Below are 18,895 nucleotides of genomic sequence, written 5' to 3' on the forward strand. Positions count from 1 at the left end.
GCCAAAAGACCTCAAGGGAGACAACGATGGACTCAGCTGTTCAGCACGAACGCGTGTGGCTAGATGCTTACCCGCCTGGCGTTCCCGCCGACATCGATACGACACGCTACACGTCGCTGGTGCAGGCGTTCGACGAATGGATCGACAAGTACCGGGAACGCATTGCGTTCGTGAGTCTGGGGAGCGAAATCACCTATGGCGAGGTCGCCCGCCAGGCGTATGCCTTTGCCGCGTGGCTGCAAGCCCACGGCGTGCAGAAGGGAGAGCGCGTAGCGCTCATGATGCCCAATTGCTTCCAGTACCCGATCGGCCTGTTCGGCACGCTGATCGCCGGGGCCGTGGTCGTCAACGTCAATCCCCTGTACACCGTTCGCGAACTCAAACATCAATTGCAGGACAGCGGCGCACGCACGATCGTCGCGTTTGAGAACTTCGCGAAAACCGTGCAGGACGCGATCCCTGGCACCGAGGTGCGCCACGTGCTCGTCACGCAGATCGGCGACTTGCTCGGTACCGGCTTGAACGTCAAGGGACGCCTCGTCAACTTCCTCATGCGGCGAATCGCGAAGCAGGTGCCGCCGTACGATCTGCCGCAGGCGATCCCGCTGCGCCGAGCGCTCGCCGAGGGCGCAAAGCACACGCCTGCGCCGGTGCCCCTCGCGCGCGACGACCTCGCCTTCCTTCAATACACGGGGGGCACGACCGGCGTGGCCAAGGGCGCGATGCTGTCGCACGGGAACGTGCTGGCCAACCTGTTGCAAACCGAGGCATGGGCCGCCGGCCAGCTCGACGGCGACATCGAGGTGAATCTGTCGCTGCTGCCCATGTATCACATCCTGTCGCTCACGGTGAACTGCCTGGTGTTCATGAGCCTGGGCGGGCGCAACATCCTGATTGCAAATCCGCGCGATGTGAAGAAAGTCGTCTACATCATCCGCAACGAGACATTCACCGGCGTCACGGGCGTGAACACGCTGTTCAACGGTCTGATCGAGAACCCGGACTTCTGTGCTCGCGACTTCTCCCGGCTGAAGCTCTCGCTTGCCGGCGGCATGGCAACGCAGCGTGCCATTGCCGAGCGATGGAAACAGGTCACCGGCAAGCCGATCATCGAGGGCTACGGCCTCACCGAATGCTCGCCCATCGTCACGATGAACCCGGTCGACCTCTCGCATATGGACGACGTCGATTTCACCGGCTCCATCGGTCTGCCCGCCCCGTCGACCGAGGTGCGCTTCAAACGCGATGACGGCACGTGGGCCGATCTCGGCGAGCCGGGGGAGCTATGCGTGCGGGGGCCGCAAGTCATGCGGGGCTATTGGCAGCGCCCGGAGGACACCGCCAACACGTTCGACGCCGACGGCTGGCTGATGACGGGTGACGTCGGTGTCATGGACGCGCGTGGTTACGTACGGCTCATCGACCGCAAAAAAGACATGATTCTCGTGTCCGGTTTCAACGTCTACCCGAATGAAATCGAAGACGTTGTGATGCTTCACCCAGGGGTTCGGGAAGCGGCGGTGGTCGGCGTGCCCGATCCGGTTGCCGGCGAGCGCGTGAAGCTCGTGGTCGTCGCAAAAGACCCCGGGGTGACCACCGAGATTTTGCTCGCCCACTGCCGCGAACACCTGACCGCGTACAAGGTGCCGCGCATCGTCGAATTCCGTAACGGCGAATTGCCCAAGACGACCGTCGGCAAGATCCTGCGGCGTGAACTGCGCGCGCCGCTCGGTCAAGCATGAGGGAGAGAATCAACATGTCCAAGCACCATGTGTTTCACCCCGCCCGCTTCGGTCGCGTCGCACTGGCCATCGCCTTGACACCAACGGCGCTCTTTGCCAGCGCGCTGAGTGCGTCGAACGCACTCGCCCAGACCCGCGTTTCGGCGGATGCGGGGACATCCGCCGCCACGTCCGCCGCCCCTGCCGCCCCGACGGCCACCCACGCAACGGGAGACCCCGCCACCGCGGATGCCGAGGTCGCCACGCTGGCCGCCATGCCTGTCGCAGCGCAAGCCCAATGGCTGTCCCGCACGATCAAGGCCGGCGAGTTGGCGAAGCTGAGCGACGACCGGATCGTCGCTCGCATGCAGGCGATCCACGCCGATGCGCTCGTGCGGTTCCTGAAGACGGAGTCGGCCGCGCTGCCCGAATACCAGTACGAGCTAACGCGTCACGAACGCATCAACAACCAGTGGCAAACCACGCCCGACCGCATGCTCGTGAAGATTCGCGAGACGCCGTTACAGATCTATGCGAAATGGCTGCCGGGCGGCGCCCACGCGGGTCAGGAAATCATTTATGACGAGACGAAGAATTCCAAGGAGATGTACGGCCATCTCGGTGGCATTTTCGGCTTCGCATCGATCTGGAGCAGTATCGACGGCCCGCTCGCGCGCTCGCAGTCCAACCACACCGTGCGCGATCTGGGCTTCGCGTTCATTGCCGAGCGAATTGCGCACGACGGCCGCAGCTTCCGCGCCGAGGGACTCCCCGCGACGCCCGCAAGAATTTCGGTATCCGAATCGAATGGCATGCGCATGCTCGCCCTGGAATGGGACGCCCCCGCCGGTCCGCCGCAACATTACGCATACAAGTCACGCGTGCTGCTCGACCTGAAGACCGGCCGTCCGCGCGGCATCGAAGCGTGGGATGCGTCGGGACAGAAGGTCGAGGAAATGCGCTTCGAGAAGGTGCACAAGGCCTCGTGGACCGACGCAACGTTCGATCCGAAAAATCCCGACTATAAGTTCTGATTGCCCACTTGATGTCGGCGACGACCGGCACCGGTGGATCGCATCTGTGTGACGACGCACGATAAATGGACGACGAAAGCCCGCCACCTCTGAACGGAGGTGGCGGGCTTTCGTCCATACGCACATCGGATGCCGGCATCCTCGAGGTCGCGAACCCGCCATAACGCCAGCGTGCCGGAATCGATCAGGTCTGCGGCAGTTCGATCTTCACTTCGAGCACTTCCAGGTTGTCCTGGTGCTCAACGCTGACCTTGATGTCGTCTTGTGCGATCTTGACGTACTTGGAGATGACGGCGACCAGCTCACGTTGCAACGCCGGCAAGTAGTCCGCCGGCGGCGACGAGCCCGCGCGTTCGTGCGCCAGAATAATCTGCAGGCGCTCTTTGGCGACGGAAGCGGTCTTTTTCTTCTCCCCCAGGAGGAAAGACAGGAATGACATGGGCACTCCTTACTTCGAGCCGAAAATACGCTGCAACAGTCCCGGCTTTTGATAGTCGGTAAAGCGCATTGGCTTGTCTTCGCCCTTGAACCGGCTCACCACGTCGCGATACGCGTCAGCCACGTCGGTGCCGTCGAGATGAATGGCCGGCGTGCCCTGGTTCGAGGCATGCAGCACGGACTCCGACTCCGGAATCACGCCGATGAGCTTGATTCGCAGGATTTCCTGAATGTCGTCGAGCGACAGCATCTGGCCGTCGTTGACCCGCTTCGGGTTGTAACGCGTGATGAGCAGGTGCTCCTTGATCGGCTCGCCGCCTTCGATGGCACGCTTCGTCTTCGACGAGAGAATGCCCAGAATGCGGTCCGAATCGCGCACAGACGACACTTCGGGGTTCGTCACCACGAGGGCCTCGTCGGCGAAATGCATGGCGAGCAGCGCGCCCGATTCGATACCGGCCGGCGAATCGCACACGATGTATTCGAATCCCATGTCGGCCAGATCCTTGATGACCTTCTCGACGCCGGCTTGCGTGAGGGCGTCCTTGTCGCGCGTTTGCGACGCGGGCAGGATGAACAGGTTCTCGCAGGCCTTGTCCTTGATGAGCGCCTGATTGAGGTTCGCTTCGCCTTGAATCACGTTGATCAGGTCGTACACGACGCGGCGCTCGCAACCCATGATGAGGTCGAGATTGCGCAGGCCGACGTCGAAATCGATGACTGCCGTCTTGTGCCCCTGCAAGGCGAGGCCGGCGGAAAAGCTGGCGCTGGTCGTCGTCTTGCCGACGCCACCCTTGCCAGAGGTCACCACAATCACTTTTGCCATCTGTCGATGCCTTCCCAAACTTGAGGATGAATTTAGCTACGAATCATTTGAGCCCGAGGGGCTCGAAAATCAGTTTGTCGTCTACCAGCCGCACCTGCACCGAACGCCCCTGCACATCAGGCGGCAATGCATGCTCACCGGTCCGGTAGATACCGGCGATGGAAATCAGCTCGGGCTCGAGACAGGTACAGAAGATGCGAGCATCGAGCTTGCCCTTCACGCCTGCCAGCGCCCGCCCCCGCAGCGGTGCGTAAATGTGGATATTACCTTCCGCGATCACCTCGGCCCCATAACTGACCAAATCGAGGATGATCAGATCGCCCTTCGCGTAGACCTGCTGGCCCGAACGCAACGGCTTGTCGATGATGGTCGAAGGGACGGCAACGGCGTCAGGCACCGCCGGTTCCGATACCGCCTGGGCTGGCGCGGCAGCCGTCTCGGCTGGCGCCTCGCTCTCCCGGGTCGGACGCGACAGGCGCCGCTCGTGGCTGTCGAGCCGCGGCAGTCCGTCCACCACCGCCCACTCGGCTTGCTCGGCGTTGGCGACCACCCCGATCGGCTTCATGCGGAATTCGGCCAGCATGTCGACCAAGGCGGGCACGGCAACGCGCTCGTCGCCGGTCAGGCGCCGAACGTCGATGGCGACCGTATCGCCGGCAAAGAACTCCGGGGTCGCTTCGAAACGTTGCGACAGTTCGGTGCGCAGCGTCTCCAGTTGCGGCGTCTTGACTACGAAATGCAGGGTATCGATGGCACCGCTGCGTAACTCGAAGTACGGGGTTTTCTTTTGCGGCATGTCAGGTTGTTGTGCGCGAATTGCTGGCAAATTGGGCCATTCTACCGTCCCTTGGCGAGACGCCAACCGCAAATCAATGTTTCACCGCCGTCATCGACTGAAAAATCCCCATTGGCGCATTGCAACATTACGCGCCGTCAACCCACGTTTTCGACGGTAAAGAACACGCGCCGCCGACACGCCAATGACACGGGGAACGTCTATGCTGGCTGTGGGAAAGTGTCGCAGGAGACGTGCTGCGAAGCAGCATCGAAAATGCGAATTTTGTCGCGCAAGTGCCATATTCGTGACCTATCCTTAAATTCCCTGACGAGGGACCCCCTGTGGAACCGCAAACCGGGAGACGACGATGCTGAGTCATCATGAATTTGCCACCCTGATGCTGGTCAAGGACGCTCCTGAGCAAGTGGAGCATGATCGCCTGGACCTCGAGTCATTGCTTGAAAGCAAATTGATCGAATGGGAAGAGTTGGCGTCGGGTGAGAAGTCCCCGCGACTGACCGTCCAGGGCAAGTATGTCCTTCAGGCCGTTGCCTGAGCGCCCAGCCTGCTGTTGAGGTGTCCGTAAGATGCAAAAGCCCGCCGGAAGGCGGGCTTTTCATTGGGCGGGGGGATACCCCCTCGATACCGGCGCAATTCAACCGTGCCGAATGCCCCGAGAGTGACGCCGCCACGTATGGCGCGCCCCCGGATGCTCCCGACACCAGTTGCGATCGACGAGCCACGCAACCGCCGCGCCGACGACCAGCACGATGATCAACATGGCAATCAAGCTCCCTGTCAGCATAGCGGCCTCCTAACTTCGACATGGCGGGATGGCACGTTTTCATTCTAGGCAATCCCTATCGAAATAGGTACCCGAATGTGATCCGGGTATACCGCGTTTGCGCGACATCAAACGCCTCTCATCTTCGTCTTGCGCGCATGCTGCGACGCAGCACACCATTGACTATTCAACGGTGTTTTTGATATCGAGACGCAAGCGCTGCATCGTCGAGACGCTCGCCGTCAGGCGATCGCACCGCCCGCGTCGATCAGCACGGTCGAGCCCGTGGCACTCGGCGTGCCCGCCAGATAAAGAATCGTGTTGGCCACGTCCTCCGCAGCGACCACACGGCGCGCGGGCAAACGCTCCGCCGCGTTGCGATACATCGCCTCGCGATCGGCAACTGACAGCTTGTCCCACAGCGGCGTGACGGTGAGCCCCGGCGAGACCGTATTCACCCGCACCGGCGACAACTCCAGCGCCAGTCCGCGCGCCAGTGCCTCGATAGCGGCGTTGATGGCCCCTTGAACGACCGATGAGGTATTCGGGCGCACGCTCAGAAAGCCCGACGTCAGGGTGAGCGAGCCGCCGTCTTCAATGCGCGCGTAGCGCGCTACGTGGTAACTGCCCCAGAACTTGCTGTCGACGGCGGCATGCGCGTCCTCCAGCGAGAGCTTGCGCACCTGTCCGGTCGGGGTTTGCGCGGCCGAGACGACCACGTGTTGCCAGGGGGCATGGTCGGCGAAGCACCGTTCGACGGCAGCCGCGTCTTCCGTGTCCAGTACCAGAGCGCGGGCGGGCGGGCCTAGCGTGGCAAGCGCGTCGTCGAGCTTCGCCTGACTGCGCGAGGCAATCGTCACGGCGGCGCCTGCCTTGGCGAACGCCTGGGCGGCGGCGCGACCAATGCCGGAGCTGCCGCCGATGACCAACACGCGCTGACCTTCGAAATTGAACATGATGAGACTCCTGAAAACGATTGGAACGAGGGAGGAATCGCGCGACCTGCCGGTGGCCGCCGGTGAGATTGACGGTCCAGCCCTGGCACGCGATGTCACGGCGCTATTGTGATACTCATCCCAAGGAACGATAATCCCGTTAAAAACTGAATGACTCTCTACAATTCATTGAGAATTTGCCCGAGATGATCGACCAGACGCTGGATCTCACCTTATTCGACCGTGTCGTTACCACGGGCAGCATGTCGGCCGCCGCGCGGGAGATGGGGCTGTCGCTTGCCGTCGTGAGCAAGCGGCTCGGGCTGCTCGAGCAGCGCCTTGGCGTTCGCCTGCTCAATCGCACCACCCGCAAACAGGCGCTCACCGACGAAGGGCAGGTCTTTCATACGTGCTGCCAGCGAATCCTCGCGGAGATTGCCGAGACCGAGCGGTTGATGACGCGACAGGCGGGCACCGTCGGTGGTGTGCTTCGCATCAGCGCGCCGCGCGCCTTCGGGCGTCGTCACCTGGCCCCGCTGCTGGTCGCGTTTCGCGAACGGCATCCCGCCCTGAAAGTGCATCTCGAACTCAGCGACCTATGGGTCGATCTGGTCGCGCACGGCATCGACGTGGCGATCCGCGTCGGCACCCTGCCCGATTCCAGTCTCGTTGCGCAGGAACTCGCCCCAAACTACCGCGTGCTGGTCGCGTCTCCGACCTATCTGGCGCGGCGTGGCACGCCGCAGGACGCTGGCGACCTGCAACAGCACGACTGCATTCTGTTCGGCCACGCGCCGCACGGCGACTGGCGATTCGTGTGGCAATCCGAAACGTTGCGCGTCCAGGTCCCGGATACCTACGTCGTCGACGATGGAGATACCGCGCACGAATTGGCGCTGCACGGTGCGGGCATCACACAGAAATCCATCTGGGACGTGGGTGACGATATCCAGGCGGGACGACTTGCGCGCGTATTGCCCTCGCTGCAAATGCCGGCGTCGCCGCTGCATGCCGTGTATCCGCACAACCGGCATCTCGCGCCGCGCACACGCGCCTTCGTTGACTTTCTGCGGGACGGATTGCGCGCCACATGGCGCTGGCCCCAGCACTAGGGATTCACGCCTTGCGCAGCGTCTGGCGTGTCTCCCCCACGGCGCGCTGCCTCGCGGCTTTCACTTGTCGCCGTCGGAATCGCGCCCGTTGAGCGCCTCACGTCCAGCGGCCAGCAATGCCTCCGAGAGCGCCGGATCCGCACTGACGACCGCACGCGACAGCACGAGCGTGCCCACCATCTGCGCAAAGCGTGCCATCGCCGCCCGATTCGCCCGCGTCTGACTCAGGCCTCGCTCGATACCGGTCGCGGTCATTCGGTCGATCATGTCGGCCAGCCCCTTCGCATAACATGCTTGCGCTTCGTCGCCGATGCGCGGGGCATCCCCCGCAAATCCGGCCATCGGGCAGCCACACGCCACGTCATCGCGGTGCGCCGTCGACAGATACCGCTCGACGCGCGCCGCCGGCGACAGCATCGCCTCCGCCGCCGCGTCGCCGCCCGCCAGCAGCCCGTTGCTCGACGCCACCGCGCGCGACATCACGGCCGCAACCAGCGCGTCTTTCGACTTGAAGTGATTGTAGAAGCCCCCCTGCGTGAAGCCCGCGGCCTTCATCAACGCCGTCAGCCCCACGGCGTCAACGCCGTGCTCACGAAACAGCCGCTCCGCCGCCGCGACGATCGCCTCGCGGTTTTCCGCAGCCTGCTCTCTTGAAATTCCCATCCCACGCTCCTCAGGACTCGCGACGCTCGTCCAGACTCGTCCACACCATCGAACTATCGTCATCATCGATAAAGACAATTACGATCACCATTGACATATCGATGCCAGACTCGGCACAATGCGTCAACGATGACGATTGTGATCACCATCGTCATGAAGTATAACCCAACGCTCACGTCTTCCACAGGGTCGACGTGACTCGATTACCCTGCTGGAGTACTGAAATGAAGATCAAAGATGCCGTCGTGTTCGTGACCGGCGCCAACCGTGGCCTGGGATTGGCGTTTGCGAAACAGGCGCTCGAACGCGGCGCGAAAAAGGTGTACGCCGGGTCGCGCGATCCGTCGAAGGTCACGCTGCCGGGTGTCATCCCGGTCAAGCTCGACGTCAACAACCCGGAGGCGGTGGCGGCCGCGGCAAGCCTGGCGGGTGACGTCACGCTGCTCATCAACAACGCGGGGATTGCACGCCTCACCGAAGGGCTGACCGGCCCGGGCGCTACCGAGCTGCTGCGCGAGACGCTGGAGACGAACCTGTTCGGCGTACTCGGCATGACGCAGGCGTTCGCCCCGGCCTTGGGACGCAACGGCGGTGGCGCACTGCTCAATGTCCTGTCGATCGTGAGTTGGATCAGTTCAGACGCGCTGCCTGAATACTCGATCACGAAGTCGGCCGCGTGGTCGCTGACCAATGGCTTGCGCAATGCGTTGCGCGCCCAAAATACGCAGGTGGTCGGTTTGCACGCGGGTTACATCGATACCGACCTGACCCGGGGGTTCGACGCCGACAAGCTCGACCCGGCGGACGTGGTGCGTCAGGCTTACGACGCCATCGAAGCAGGCGAAGAGGAGGTCTGCGTCGACGAAGGTACGCGACAGGTCAAGCAGGCCCTGTCGCTGGGCGTCTACCTTCAAGCGCCAGCGGCGTAGCCACCAACGCCCAATCCGGCACGCTACGGAAAAACGCCGCGACACCCTCAGGGGCCTCGCGGCGTTCGTCGTCCTGCGCCGAGCGACGACTGCGCGTCAGGCGGCCTTGTCCATCTGACGCTCGCCGCCCAGCGCCTCGACCAGATCGTCGAGCATGCGGGCAAGTTCGCCGGTCATGAGCGCGACGTCGGCGTCGAACTTCTCGGCTTCACCTTCAGCCGTCGGATCGGCGGCATCCTTGATGATGTCGAGCGGCGTCACACGCTTGATGACGAAAGCATCGGTCAGCACAAAGGAGATGCGGTCGTTCCACGTCATCGCCAGCCTGGTGCAGCGTTTGCCAGCCTCGATATGCTGGCGCACGTCCGCCCCGTCGAGGGGGTGGCGCACATAGCGCACGGCGGCCTTCTCGTCGATGTTCGAGCGCAATTCCACGTCCTGGTCGACGGTGAAGCCGCCCGGCGCGTCATTGCCCGCAAGCCACGAGGTCATGGTTGCCACGGGCGCCTCGTTGAGTTCCACGTTCTCAAGCGTGATGTCGAGCGTCTTGAGGAGCAGGCTGCGCACTTCGTCGGCCTTGGCGGGCGACGCGGCGTCGATCACGAGCCAGCGATTGGCCGGGTCGATCCACACGCGCGTGTCGCGACGAATGCCGAACGCACGCGGCAGCAGTTCGTCGGTGACCTGCTCCTTGATCTCACGCATCTGCTTGCGGCCCGGCTTGAAGCCTTGCTGCTCTTCCAACTCGACCGCCTTGGCGCGCGTGACCTGATTCACGACGGTGGACGGCAGCAGCTTCTTCTCGGCACGATAGGCGAGCAGAAACTGACGGTTGATGCTGTGCACTAGTTCGCCCCCCTCACGTGGCGGCGCCCAGCCCTGCACTTGCATTTCGAGGCTACCGCCTTCGCAGAAGGCGTGCTTCTCCAATGCCGTTTCCATTTGCGCGACGCTCATGGACCAACCGGCAGGAATTCGGTGCAACTGAAGATTCTTGAACCACATCGGCATCACCGCAAAAAGCAAAAGCCGAGATTTTACCAGTGCCGGGCGGCACGGCGAAATTCGGCAACGCGAATCGTGTCAGAGAAAGCGATCGAGGATCTTCCGGCTCGGCTTGTCGAGCGTGCCGGTGTCCCGAATCAGGAAGTGAATGCCGTGGTTATCGGTGATGAGCAACGTCTGGCCGCCCAGGCGCCGAATGTCCTCTTCGCCGCGCAACACGAACGCCGCCTCGCCGCGGTTCGTCTCGACAGTCCATGTGCTGGGCGTCGCGTAGGTCGAAACGCTCTTGATGCGCAACACCTCCGGCATGAATTCGCGTGCGGCGAGTTCGTCTTGCAACAGCGCGCGCATCGCGGCGGGCAGTCCGTCGAGCGAGTCGAGCCAGACCAGTTCGCGCCCCTCCTGACTCACGAGCGCGAGGCCGTCCTGCGGCGCCGCGATCGGAAACGCGCGCACGGGCACCACGCCTTCATGGGAAACGCCAGCCGCGTCGGTCAGCACCAGGCGGCCGAACGCGTTACGAGACAAGGTGAAATCAATCTGCATGAGTGTCTTCGCGAACGATCAGTTGGCGGAAAGCGGCTGGGCGGGTGCCGCGGTCACGGCCGCCAGCACGGCGGCGGCCTCGACCGTCTCGAGTGCCGCGTCGATATCCGTGTCGACGTTGCGCTGCTGGGCCTGGTACAGCGTGTAGTAAGCGCCTTCGCGGGCCATCAGTGCGTCGTGGTTGCCCACTTCGACGATCTTGCCGCGATCGAGCACCACCAGCCGGTCGGCCTTGCGCAGCGTCGACAACCGGTGCGCAATGGCGATCGTCGTACGGCCCTTGACGAGGTTGTCCAGCGCCTTCTGAATTTCCTTCTCCGTCGCCGTATCGACCGACGACGTCGCCTCGTCGAGAATCAGGATACGCGGGTCGATCAGCAGGGCGCGAGCGATAGAGATGCGTTGACGCTCGCCGCCCGACAGCGCCTGCCCGCGCTCGCCGACGAGCGAATCATAACCGTGCGGCAGACGCAGGATGAACTCGTGCGCGTGTGCCGCGCGCGCGGCTGCCACGATCTCGGCGCGCGTCGCCTCCGGCTTGCCGTAAGCGATATTCTCGGCAATCGTGCCGAAGAACAGAAACGGCTCCTGCAACACCAGGCCGACGTTGCGGCGGAAATCCGATACCGGCAACGCGCGAATGTCCACCCCGTCGATCTGGATCGAGCCTTCGGACACATCGTAAAAGCGGCAGATCAGGTTGACCAGCGTGCTCTTGCCCGAACCGCTATGTCCCACCAGACCGATCATCTCGCCCGGCGCGATGCGCAGGTCCATGCCCCGGATCACCGCTCGGTTGCCGTAGCGGAAACCGATGTCGCGCAGGTCGATGGCGCCCTTCACTTCCTTCAGGTGCACCGGGTTGACCGGCTCGGGAACGTTCGAGACGTGATCGAGAATATCGAAGATTCGCTTCGCACCGGCCGCGGCCTTCTGCGTGACCGACACGATACGGCTCATCGAATCGAGACGCGTGTAGAAGCGGCTGATATAGGTGAGGAACGCGGTGAGCACCCCGACGGTGATCTCGTGCTTCGAGACCTGCCAAATGCCGAAGATCCATACGACGAGCAGCCCCACCTCGGTGAGGAACGTGACCGTCGGCGAGAACAGCGACCACACCTTGTTCACACGGTCGTTGACCACCAGGTTGTGACGATTGGCTTCCTTGAAGCGCGCGACCTCGCGGTTTTCCTGGGCAAACGCCTTCACCACGCGAATGCCCGGAATGGTATCGGCCAGCACGTTGGTGATCTCCGACCAGATCCGGTCGACCTTCTCGAAGCCGTGACGCAATCGGTCGCGCACCAGATGGATCAGCCAGGCGATGAACGGCAGCGGCAACAGCGTGACGGCAGCCAGCCAGGGATTGATCGACACCAGGATCACCGACGTCATGACGATCATCAGCACGTCGGTGGCGAAGTCGAGCAGGTGCAGCGAGAGGAACACGCAGATGCGGTCGCTTTCCGAGCCGATACGCGCCATCAGGTCGCCCGTGCGTTTGCCGCCGAAATACTCCAGCGAGAGGCGCAGCAGATGCGAGTACGTCGCGGTGCGCAGATCGGCACCGATGCGCTCCGACACCTTGGCCAGCAGATACGTACGCGCCCAGCCCAATATCCAGGCGACCACGCCCGCCCCCATCAGGCCCGACAAATAAATTCCCACCAGGTGGTAATCGATCGGCTTGCCGTTCTGGAACGGGATCAGCACGTTGTCCATGAGCGGCATCGTCAGATACGGCGGGATCAACGTGGCACCCGTGGCGCAGAGCGTGAGCAGGAAGCCGGCCAGCAACTGGAAGCGGTACGGCCGCGCGAACCGCCACAGGCGCAGCAATGCCCACGTCGACGGTGGGGGTTCGACTTCCGGGTTGCATTGCGGACACTCGTCGGTCCCCGGCGGCAGTTCCGCCTGACAGATCGGGCAGGTACCCCGCTCGTCGGGTACCGCGCTGGCGGCGTAGCCCGCCACCCGCGCGTCGCGTTGTCGCAGAACCGTGTCCAACAGCATCAACGCGGCCGGATTATGGCCCAGGGTATAGCGCCAGCTCGCCAGCTTTTCGCGCGCGTCGCACAACTCCAGCGCCCCAACGCCCGCATGATCGGAATGCGTCAGCGACAGGTCGGCGCGATACGGCCACGACTGCCAACCCGGTTGGCCGCCCGGTTGCGCATGCGCGTCGCGACGCGCGTCGAGCGCCAGGATCCGGCGCTCGGTCGCAACGACCACGCCATGCGCGAAATGCAGTTGTGCGTCGAGATCGACTGTCAGCCAGGCCAGTACGGTTTCGTCGTCGGCCAGTTGTGCCGCGACATCGGGATACCAGGACTCGGCAGCCGCGCCGGAGGGGCCACCCTCGGAAAGGGCAGTCGGGGCCGCCGCGGAGGGCGCTGTCGGTGTGGGGGTGTCGGTCATTGCTGCGGCAGACGTGTCCTCAAGGGGCGGACATCGAGGCAAACGAGGAAATAGCGAGGCGGACTTTCCCTGTCAGTCCGCGAAATTGCCGCAAGTATAACCACAGCGACGCCTTTTGCGGCGTGGAGTTCCGCGATGACACAGTGCAGCATGGAAATATTGTTGCGACGGTCAACCGTTTACGGATTCTTACGTTAAGTAACCAGTTAACTGCACGAGCGCAAGCGGCCGTGCCGCCTGAAAGCGGCCTCGCCAGCTTCTCCGAACCCAGCCCTGACGCGTGAATTTGCCTTGAGTATGAAAAAGAAAGACATTGAGATTTTCGATGTCCTGTCGCTGCGCGGCCCGAATATGTGGACATATCGGCCGGTGCTTGAGGCATGGGTCGATATCGGCGAACTCGAAGAGTTTCCGTCCAATAAGATCCCTGGATTCCCCGAGCGGCTGGCGGCATGGCTGCCGTCCCTTGTCGAGCACCGTTGCAGCATCGGCGAGCGCGGCGGCTTCCTTCAGCGCCTGCGTGAGGGCACCTGGCCCGGCCATATTCTCGAGCACGTCACGCTGGAGCTGCAAAACCTCGCCGGCATGCCCGGGGGCTTCGGCAAGGCGCGTGAAACGCCGATCTCAGGCGTCTATAAAGTGATCGTGCGGGCCTGGCACGAAGAGGTGACCCGCGCCGCGCTGTTCGCGGCCCGCGATCTGGTCATGGCGGCCATCGAAGACCGCCCCTATGATGTCGATGCCGCGGTGGAAACGTTGCGCGGTCTGGTCGACAAACACTGCCTCGGCCCAAGCACGGCGTGCATCGTCGACGCCGCCGACGACCGCGACATCCCCCATATCCGCCTGTCCGACGGCAATCTGGTGCAACTGGGCTACGGCGCCGCCGCCCGTCGCATCTGGACCGCCGAAACGGACCGTACCCCCGCGATCGCCGAGAGCATCTCACGCGACAAGGACCTCACGAAGCAACTGCTCGAATCGTGCGGCGTGCCCGTGCCGGAAGGCCGTCTCGTCGAGAACGCCGACGATGCGTGGGAAGCCGCCGAAGACATCGGCCTGCCGGTTGTCGTGAAGCCATACGACGGTAACCACGGCCGCGGCGTGTTCATCAATCTCACCACGCGAGACGAAGTCACCACGGCATTCGAAGTCGCCCTTGAAGAAGGCAACGGCGTGATCGTCGAGCGCTTCGTGCCGGGTCTGGAACACCGTCTGCTGGTCGTCGGCGGGCGTGTCGTGGCCGCCGCCATGGGGGAACTGGCCTCGGTGGTCGGCGACGGCCAGCACACCGTCTCGGAACTCATCGAGTTGCAGATCAACAGCGACCCGCGCCGCGGCAGCGCCGAAGACCAGCCGCTCAACCGCGTGCGCATCGATTCGTCGGCCCGGCTCGAACTCAAGCGCCAGGGTTTCGACGCCGATGCCGTGCCGCCCGAGGGCAAGAACGTGCTGATCCAGCGCAACGGCAACGTCGCGTTCGACGTGACCGACCGCGTGCACCCGAGTGTGGCGGCGCATGCGTCGCTGGCCGCGCGTATCGTGGGTCTGGACATCGCCGGCGTCGATCTGGTGGCGGAAGACATTTCGCGCCCGCTGGTCGAACAGCGTGGCGCCATCGTCGAAGTCAACGCCGGCCCGGGCCTGCTCATGCATCTGAAGCCGGCCGATGGTGCGCCGCGCCCAGTCGGCCGCGCCATCGTCGACCATCTGTTCCCCGATGGCGACGCCGGGCGCATTCCGGTCGTCGGCATTACCGGCACGAACGGCAAGACCGTGACCGCGCGCCTGCTCACGCACCTGCTGCAACTCGCGGGCGAGCGTACCGGCCTCGCATGCAGCGACGGCCTGTTCCTCGACAAGCGCCTGGTGCAAGCCGGCGACCGTGCCAACTGGGACGCCGCGCACCGTGTCCTGATGAATGCCAGCGTGACGGCAGCCGTCTTCGAGAACGACAACACCGCCATCCTCTCCGAAGGCCTCGCGTACGACCGCTGCCAGGTCGGCATTGTGACCAACATCGACCGGCCGGATCATCTGGGTCAGTACTTCGTCGAAGACGTCGACCGGATGTTCAGCGTGTTGCGCACCCAGATCGACGTGGTACTGCCCGACGGCGTGGCCGTGCTCAACGCGCGCGACCCGCTCGTCGTGGAAATGGCCGAGCTGTGCGATGGCGACGTGATCTTCTTCGGGCTGGATGAACACCTGCCGGCCATCGTGGCGCATCGCGCGGCGGGCAAGCGCGCGGTGTTCGTGCGCAACGGCGACGTCATGCTGGCCAACGGTACCGAGGAAACCACGCTCGGCGCGACGGCCACCATGCCGCTGACCTATGCCGGTCGTGTCGGCTTCCAGATCGAAAACGTACTCGCGGCCGTCGCGGCCGCCTGGTCGATGGGCGTGACGCTCGACGTCATGCGCACCGGCGTGACCACGTTCGACGTGGGTCAGGTCGATGCCCCGGGCCGCTTCACGCTGTTTGAAAAGCAAGGCGCGACGGTCATCGTCGACGACGCCCATAACGCCCCGGCGCTGACGGCGCTGGCCGCGGCGCTGGCGACCCTGCCAGCCGAGCGGCGCATGGTGGTGTACGGCCCCGGCGTCGACCGGATGGACGACGACCTGCAAGCCGAGGGCAAACTGCTGGCGCAGACGTTTGAGCGCGTAGTCCTGTGCGACGACCTGAGCGTCGAGCGCAAACGCCCGCTGGCGGCGGCGCGGGCCCAACTGCGCGCGGGCATCGATGCCGAGCGCAAGGTGCAGGTGATCGACGCCGGCGAGCGACGTGCCGCTGCCGAAGCGGCGCTCGCCCAGCTCGTGAGCGGTGACCTGCTCGTGTTGCAAGCCGACGAAGGCGGCGCGGCCGCGATGCTCGATCTGGTGCATCAGTGGATGGGGCAGCCGATGCGTGCGCTGGCGGCCTGACCAACGTGAACCGCGAGTGGCGGCGTGCAGGGTTATCTGCCGCCGTCCCCTCGCGTATTTAGCCCGTTACCGAATACCCAAGCCACAGTCGTTTTTCTCGCCAACCCACCGCCATACAGGGACGCGAAGTGGACAGACAGGGATTGCAATTTATGGAAGTCTCCCGTATCCGCGCATTGCGCGGGCCCAACCTCTGGAGCCGTCACACCGCCATCGAGGCGATCGTGACGTGCACCGATCTGGAATACTCGATCGGCAATCTGGCCGGTTTCGAGGCTCGCCTGCGTGCACGCTTTCCCGAACTGCCGGCGCTGACGCCTGACGCCGAAGAGCGTCCGGTGTCCCTGGCAGACGCCCTCGCCACGACGGCCCTGCATCTGCAGGCCGCTGCGGGGTGCCCGGTCACGTTCAGCCAAACGACGCAGACCATCGAACCCGGTACGTTTCAGGTGGTGGTGCAGTACAGCGAAGAACCTGTCGGACGTCTTGCCTTCGAACTGGCGCAGCAATTGATCCACGCTGCCCTCGACGACGGCCCGTTCGACCTGGCCGATGCGCTCTATCGCCTGCGCGATCTCGATGAAGACGTGCGCCTCGGCCCGTCGACCGGCTCGATCGTGGATGCCGCCGTCGCACGCGGCATTCCGTATCGTCGCCTGACCGAAGGCTCGATGGTGCAGTTCGGCTGGGGCAGCAAGCAACGCCGCATTCAGGCGGCGGAGACCGACCGCACCTCGGCCGTGGCCGAGTCGATTGCGCAAGACAAGGATCTGACCAAGACGTTGCTGCACGCCGCCGGCGTGCCGGTCCCGCTGGGCGGCACCGTGCGCGACATCGAAGCCGCGTGGAAGCTGGTGCAGGAAATCGACGCGCCGGTCGTCGTCAAACCGCGCGACGGCAACCAGGGCAAGGGCGTGGCCGTGCGTCTGCGCACGCGCGAGGAGATCGAGAAAGCGTTCGAAGCCGCGCAGGACATCAGCCGCGACGTCATCATCGAGCGCTATATTCCGGGGCACGATTTCCGTTTGCTCGTGATCGGCAACAGGCTGGTCGCGGCTGCTCGCCGCGATCCGCCGCAAGTGACCGGCGACGGCGTGCATACCGTGCGCCAGTTGGTCGAGACGGTCAATGCCGATCCACGCCGTGGCGAAGGCCATGCGACCTCGCTCACCAAGATTCGTTTCGACGACATCGCACTCGCCACGCTTGCCAAGCAGGGGTTGAGCGCCGACTCCGTGCCAGCGGCCGGTGCGCGAATCGTGCTGCGCAACAACGCCAACCTGTCCACCGGCGGCACGGCCACCGATGTGACCGACGACGTCCATCCCGAAATCGCCGCGCGCGCCATCGCCGCTGCGCAGCAGGTGGGGCTGGACATCGCCGGCGTCGATGCCGTGTGCGAGACCGTCATCAAGCCGTTCGAAGATCAGGCGGGCGGCATCGTGGAAGTCAACGCCGCGCCGGGCCTGCGCATGCACTTGCAGCCGTCTTACGGCAAGGGCCGCGCGGTCGGCGAAGCCATCGTCTCGACGATGTTCGACGACGGTGACGATGGCCGCATTCCGCTAGTGGCCGTCTCCGGCACGAACGGCAAGACCACCACGGTGCGCCTGATTGCCCACCTCATCGGCCAGCAAGGCCTGCGCGTGGGCATGACCGGCACCGACGGCATCTATATCAGCGGCCAGCGCATCGACACGGGCGATTGCAGCGGCCCGCGCAGCGCGCGCAACGTACTGATGCATCCGGACGTGGATGCCGCCGTATTCGAAACCGCGCGTGGCGGCCTGCTGCGCGAAGGCCTGGCCTACGACCGCTGCGATGTGGCCGTGGTGACCAATATCGGCATGGGCGACCACTTGGGCCTGTCGTACATCAACACGGTGGAAGATCTCGCCGTGCTCAAGAGTGTGATCGTGCGCAACGTGGCACCGCGCGGCATGGCCGTGCTCAATGCCGCCGATCCGATGGTGGCGCGCATGGCCGACGCCTGTCCGGGAGACGTGACCTTCTTCGCCATGGACATTGCACATCCGGTTCTGGCCACGCATCGCGCGAAGGGCAAACGCGTGGTCTATGTCGACGGCGGCAATATCGTGACGTGTCACGGCGGCAACGAGACTCGCTACGCGCTCGCCGCGATTCCGCTTACGCGCGGCGGCAGCATCGGCTTCCAGGTCGAGAACACGATGGCGGCCATTGGTGCGGCCTGGGCGCTGAATCTCGATCCGGCGACAATCCGGGCCGGGCTGGCCACCTTCGTGAACGACGCTGGCACCGCGCCGGGACGCTTCAACGTGTTCGACTACCACGGCGCGACCGTGATTGCCGACTACGGCCACAATCCGGACGCCATTGCCGCGCTTGCGCAGGCGGTCGAGACGATGCCGGCGCGACGCCGTTCAGTCGTGATTTCCGGCGCGGGCGACCGTCGTGACGAGGATATCCGCCGTCAGACGCAGATCCTTGGCGACGCGTTCGACGACGTGCTGCTCTACCAGGATCAGTGCCAGCGCGGCCGCGAAGACGGCGAAGTGCTGGGTCTGTTGCGCGAAGGTCTGGTCGGCGCGCGACGCGCCAGCCACATCGACGAGATTCACGGCGAGTTCGTGGCCATCGACACGGCGCTCGCGCGCCTGCAACCCGGCGATCTCTGCCTGATTCTCATCGATCAGGTCGACGACGCCCTCGCGCATCTCTCGCAACGTGTGGCGCAGGCGAGTTCCTGAACACGCTTTTGCACCGTTGAGCCTGGCAGGGCTGAGTTCGAGGTGT

At 64.2% G+C, this 18,895-nt stretch carries 16 protein-coding genes; 7 read left to right on the plus strand and 9 right to left on the minus strand.

Annotated features, from left to right (window positions below; genetic code table 11):
• The first annotated feature begins 26 nt into the window (after positions 1 to 26).
• Positions 27 to 1,742 carry an AMP-binding protein gene (locus PSO31014_RS01865; protein ID WP_150550045.1) on the plus strand — a complete coding sequence of 572 codons (1,716 nt, stop codon included), beginning with the start codon at positions 27 to 29 and terminating at the stop codon, positions 1,740 to 1,742.
• A gap of 14 nt (positions 1,743 to 1,756) precedes the next feature.
• The gene (locus tag PSO31014_RS01870) at positions 1,757 to 2,755 is read left to right on the plus strand and encodes a DUF1571 domain-containing protein (protein WP_150550046.1); all 999 of its coding nucleotides are present in this window, start codon (positions 1,757 to 1,759) and stop codon (positions 2,753 to 2,755) included.
• A gap of 184 nt (positions 2,756 to 2,939) precedes the next feature.
• Here PSO31014_RS01870 and minE read toward each other — a convergent pair whose 3' ends face one another.
• The 3 genes from minE to minC are packed head-to-tail and all read right to left on the minus strand — an operon-like array spanning position 2,940 to position 4,815.
• Positions 2,940 to 3,194, minus strand: coding sequence for a cell division topological specificity factor MinE (gene minE / locus PSO31014_RS01875; RefSeq protein ID WP_017234160.1), 255 nt, complete (start codon positions 3,192 to 3,194; stop codon positions 2,940 to 2,942).
• A gap of 9 nt (positions 3,195 to 3,203) precedes the next feature.
• Positions 3,204 to 4,019, minus strand: a complete 816-nt coding sequence (minD, locus tag PSO31014_RS01880; RefSeq protein ID WP_017234161.1) for a septum site-determining protein MinD — start codon at positions 4,017 to 4,019, stop codon at positions 3,204 to 3,206.
• A gap of 43 nt (positions 4,020 to 4,062) precedes the next feature.
• Complete coding sequence (minC, locus tag PSO31014_RS01885) at positions 4,063 to 4,815, minus strand: septum site-determining protein MinC (RefSeq protein ID WP_150550047.1); 753 nt, start codon at positions 4,813 to 4,815, stop codon at positions 4,063 to 4,065.
• A gap of 349 nt (positions 4,816 to 5,164) precedes the next feature.
• On the opposite strand from minC, the gene PSO31014_RS01890 reads away from it, so the two are divergent.
• Positions 5,165 to 5,353, plus strand: coding sequence for a hypothetical protein (locus PSO31014_RS01890; RefSeq protein ID WP_017234163.1), 189 nt, complete (start codon positions 5,165 to 5,167; stop codon positions 5,351 to 5,353).
• Between the two features lie 99 nt (positions 5,354 to 5,452).
• On the opposite strand, the gene PSO31014_RS22290 is transcribed toward PSO31014_RS01890, so the two are convergent.
• Positions 5,453 to 5,602, minus strand: coding sequence for a hypothetical protein (locus PSO31014_RS22290; protein ID WP_174976344.1), 150 nt, complete (start codon positions 5,600 to 5,602; stop codon positions 5,453 to 5,455).
• 221 nt (positions 5,603 to 5,823) lie between these two features.
• A complete protein-coding gene (locus PSO31014_RS01895) occupies positions 5,824 to 6,540 on the minus strand; it encodes an SDR family oxidoreductase (protein ID WP_174976368.1) in 717 nt (238 codons plus the stop codon).
• 182 nt (positions 6,541 to 6,722) lie between these two features.
• Between PSO31014_RS01895 and PSO31014_RS01900 the strand changes: the two genes are divergently transcribed.
• A complete protein-coding gene (locus PSO31014_RS01900) occupies positions 6,723 to 7,628 on the plus strand; it encodes a LysR family transcriptional regulator (protein WP_150550049.1) in 906 nt (301 codons plus the stop codon).
• Between the two features lie 60 nt (positions 7,629 to 7,688).
• Here the strand turns inward: PSO31014_RS01900 and PSO31014_RS01905 are convergent, their stop codons facing one another.
• Positions 7,689 to 8,291, minus strand: a complete 603-nt coding sequence (locus PSO31014_RS01905; protein ID WP_150550050.1) for a TetR/AcrR family transcriptional regulator — start codon at positions 8,289 to 8,291, stop codon at positions 7,689 to 7,691.
• A 224-nt stretch (positions 8,292 to 8,515) separates the two neighbouring features.
• Between PSO31014_RS01905 and PSO31014_RS01910 the strand changes: the two genes are divergently transcribed.
• Positions 8,516 to 9,220, plus strand: a complete 705-nt coding sequence (locus PSO31014_RS01910) for an SDR family oxidoreductase (RefSeq protein WP_150550051.1) — start codon at positions 8,516 to 8,518, stop codon at positions 9,218 to 9,220.
• Between the two features lie 96 nt (positions 9,221 to 9,316).
• On the opposite strand, the gene PSO31014_RS01915 is transcribed toward PSO31014_RS01910, so the two are convergent.
• From PSO31014_RS01915 to PSO31014_RS01925, 3 genes are all read right to left on the minus strand, one after another.
• Positions 9,317 to 10,225: a recombination-associated protein RdgC gene (locus PSO31014_RS01915; RefSeq protein WP_150550052.1), complete on the minus strand. Its 909-nt coding sequence runs from the start codon at positions 10,223 to 10,225 to the stop codon at positions 9,317 to 9,319.
• Positions 10,226 to 10,303: 78 nt separating this feature from the next.
• Positions 10,304 to 10,771 carry a cyanophycin metabolism-associated DUF1854 family protein gene (locus PSO31014_RS01920; protein WP_017234169.1) on the minus strand — a complete coding sequence of 156 codons (468 nt, stop codon included), beginning with the start codon at positions 10,769 to 10,771 and terminating at the stop codon, positions 10,304 to 10,306.
• Positions 10,772 to 10,789: 18 nt separating this feature from the next.
• Positions 10,790 to 13,192 (minus strand): cyanophycin metabolism-associated ABC transporter, encoded by a 2,403-nt coding sequence (locus PSO31014_RS01925; RefSeq protein WP_150550053.1) that lies wholly within the window; start codon positions 13,190 to 13,192, stop codon positions 10,790 to 10,792.
• A gap of 297 nt (positions 13,193 to 13,489) precedes the next feature.
• Here PSO31014_RS01925 and cphA (PSO31014_RS01930) point away from each other — a divergent pair, with 297 nt between their 5' ends.
• Together cphA (PSO31014_RS01930) and cphA (PSO31014_RS01935) are read left to right on the plus strand one after the other, a co-directional pair.
• Positions 13,490 to 16,120 (plus strand): cyanophycin synthetase, encoded by a 2,631-nt coding sequence (gene cphA / locus PSO31014_RS01930; protein ID WP_150550054.1) that lies wholly within the window; start codon positions 13,490 to 13,492, stop codon positions 16,118 to 16,120.
• A gap of 152 nt (positions 16,121 to 16,272) precedes the next feature.
• Positions 16,273 to 18,849: a cyanophycin synthetase gene (gene cphA, locus PSO31014_RS01935; RefSeq protein ID WP_150550055.1), complete on the plus strand. Its 2,577-nt coding sequence runs from the start codon at positions 16,273 to 16,275 to the stop codon at positions 18,847 to 18,849.
• Positions 18,850 to 18,895 lie beyond the last annotated feature (46 nt).

The organism is Pandoraea soli (assembly GCF_902459595.1).
Taxonomy (GTDB): Bacteria; Pseudomonadota; Gammaproteobacteria; order Burkholderiales; family Burkholderiaceae; genus Pandoraea; species Pandoraea cepalis.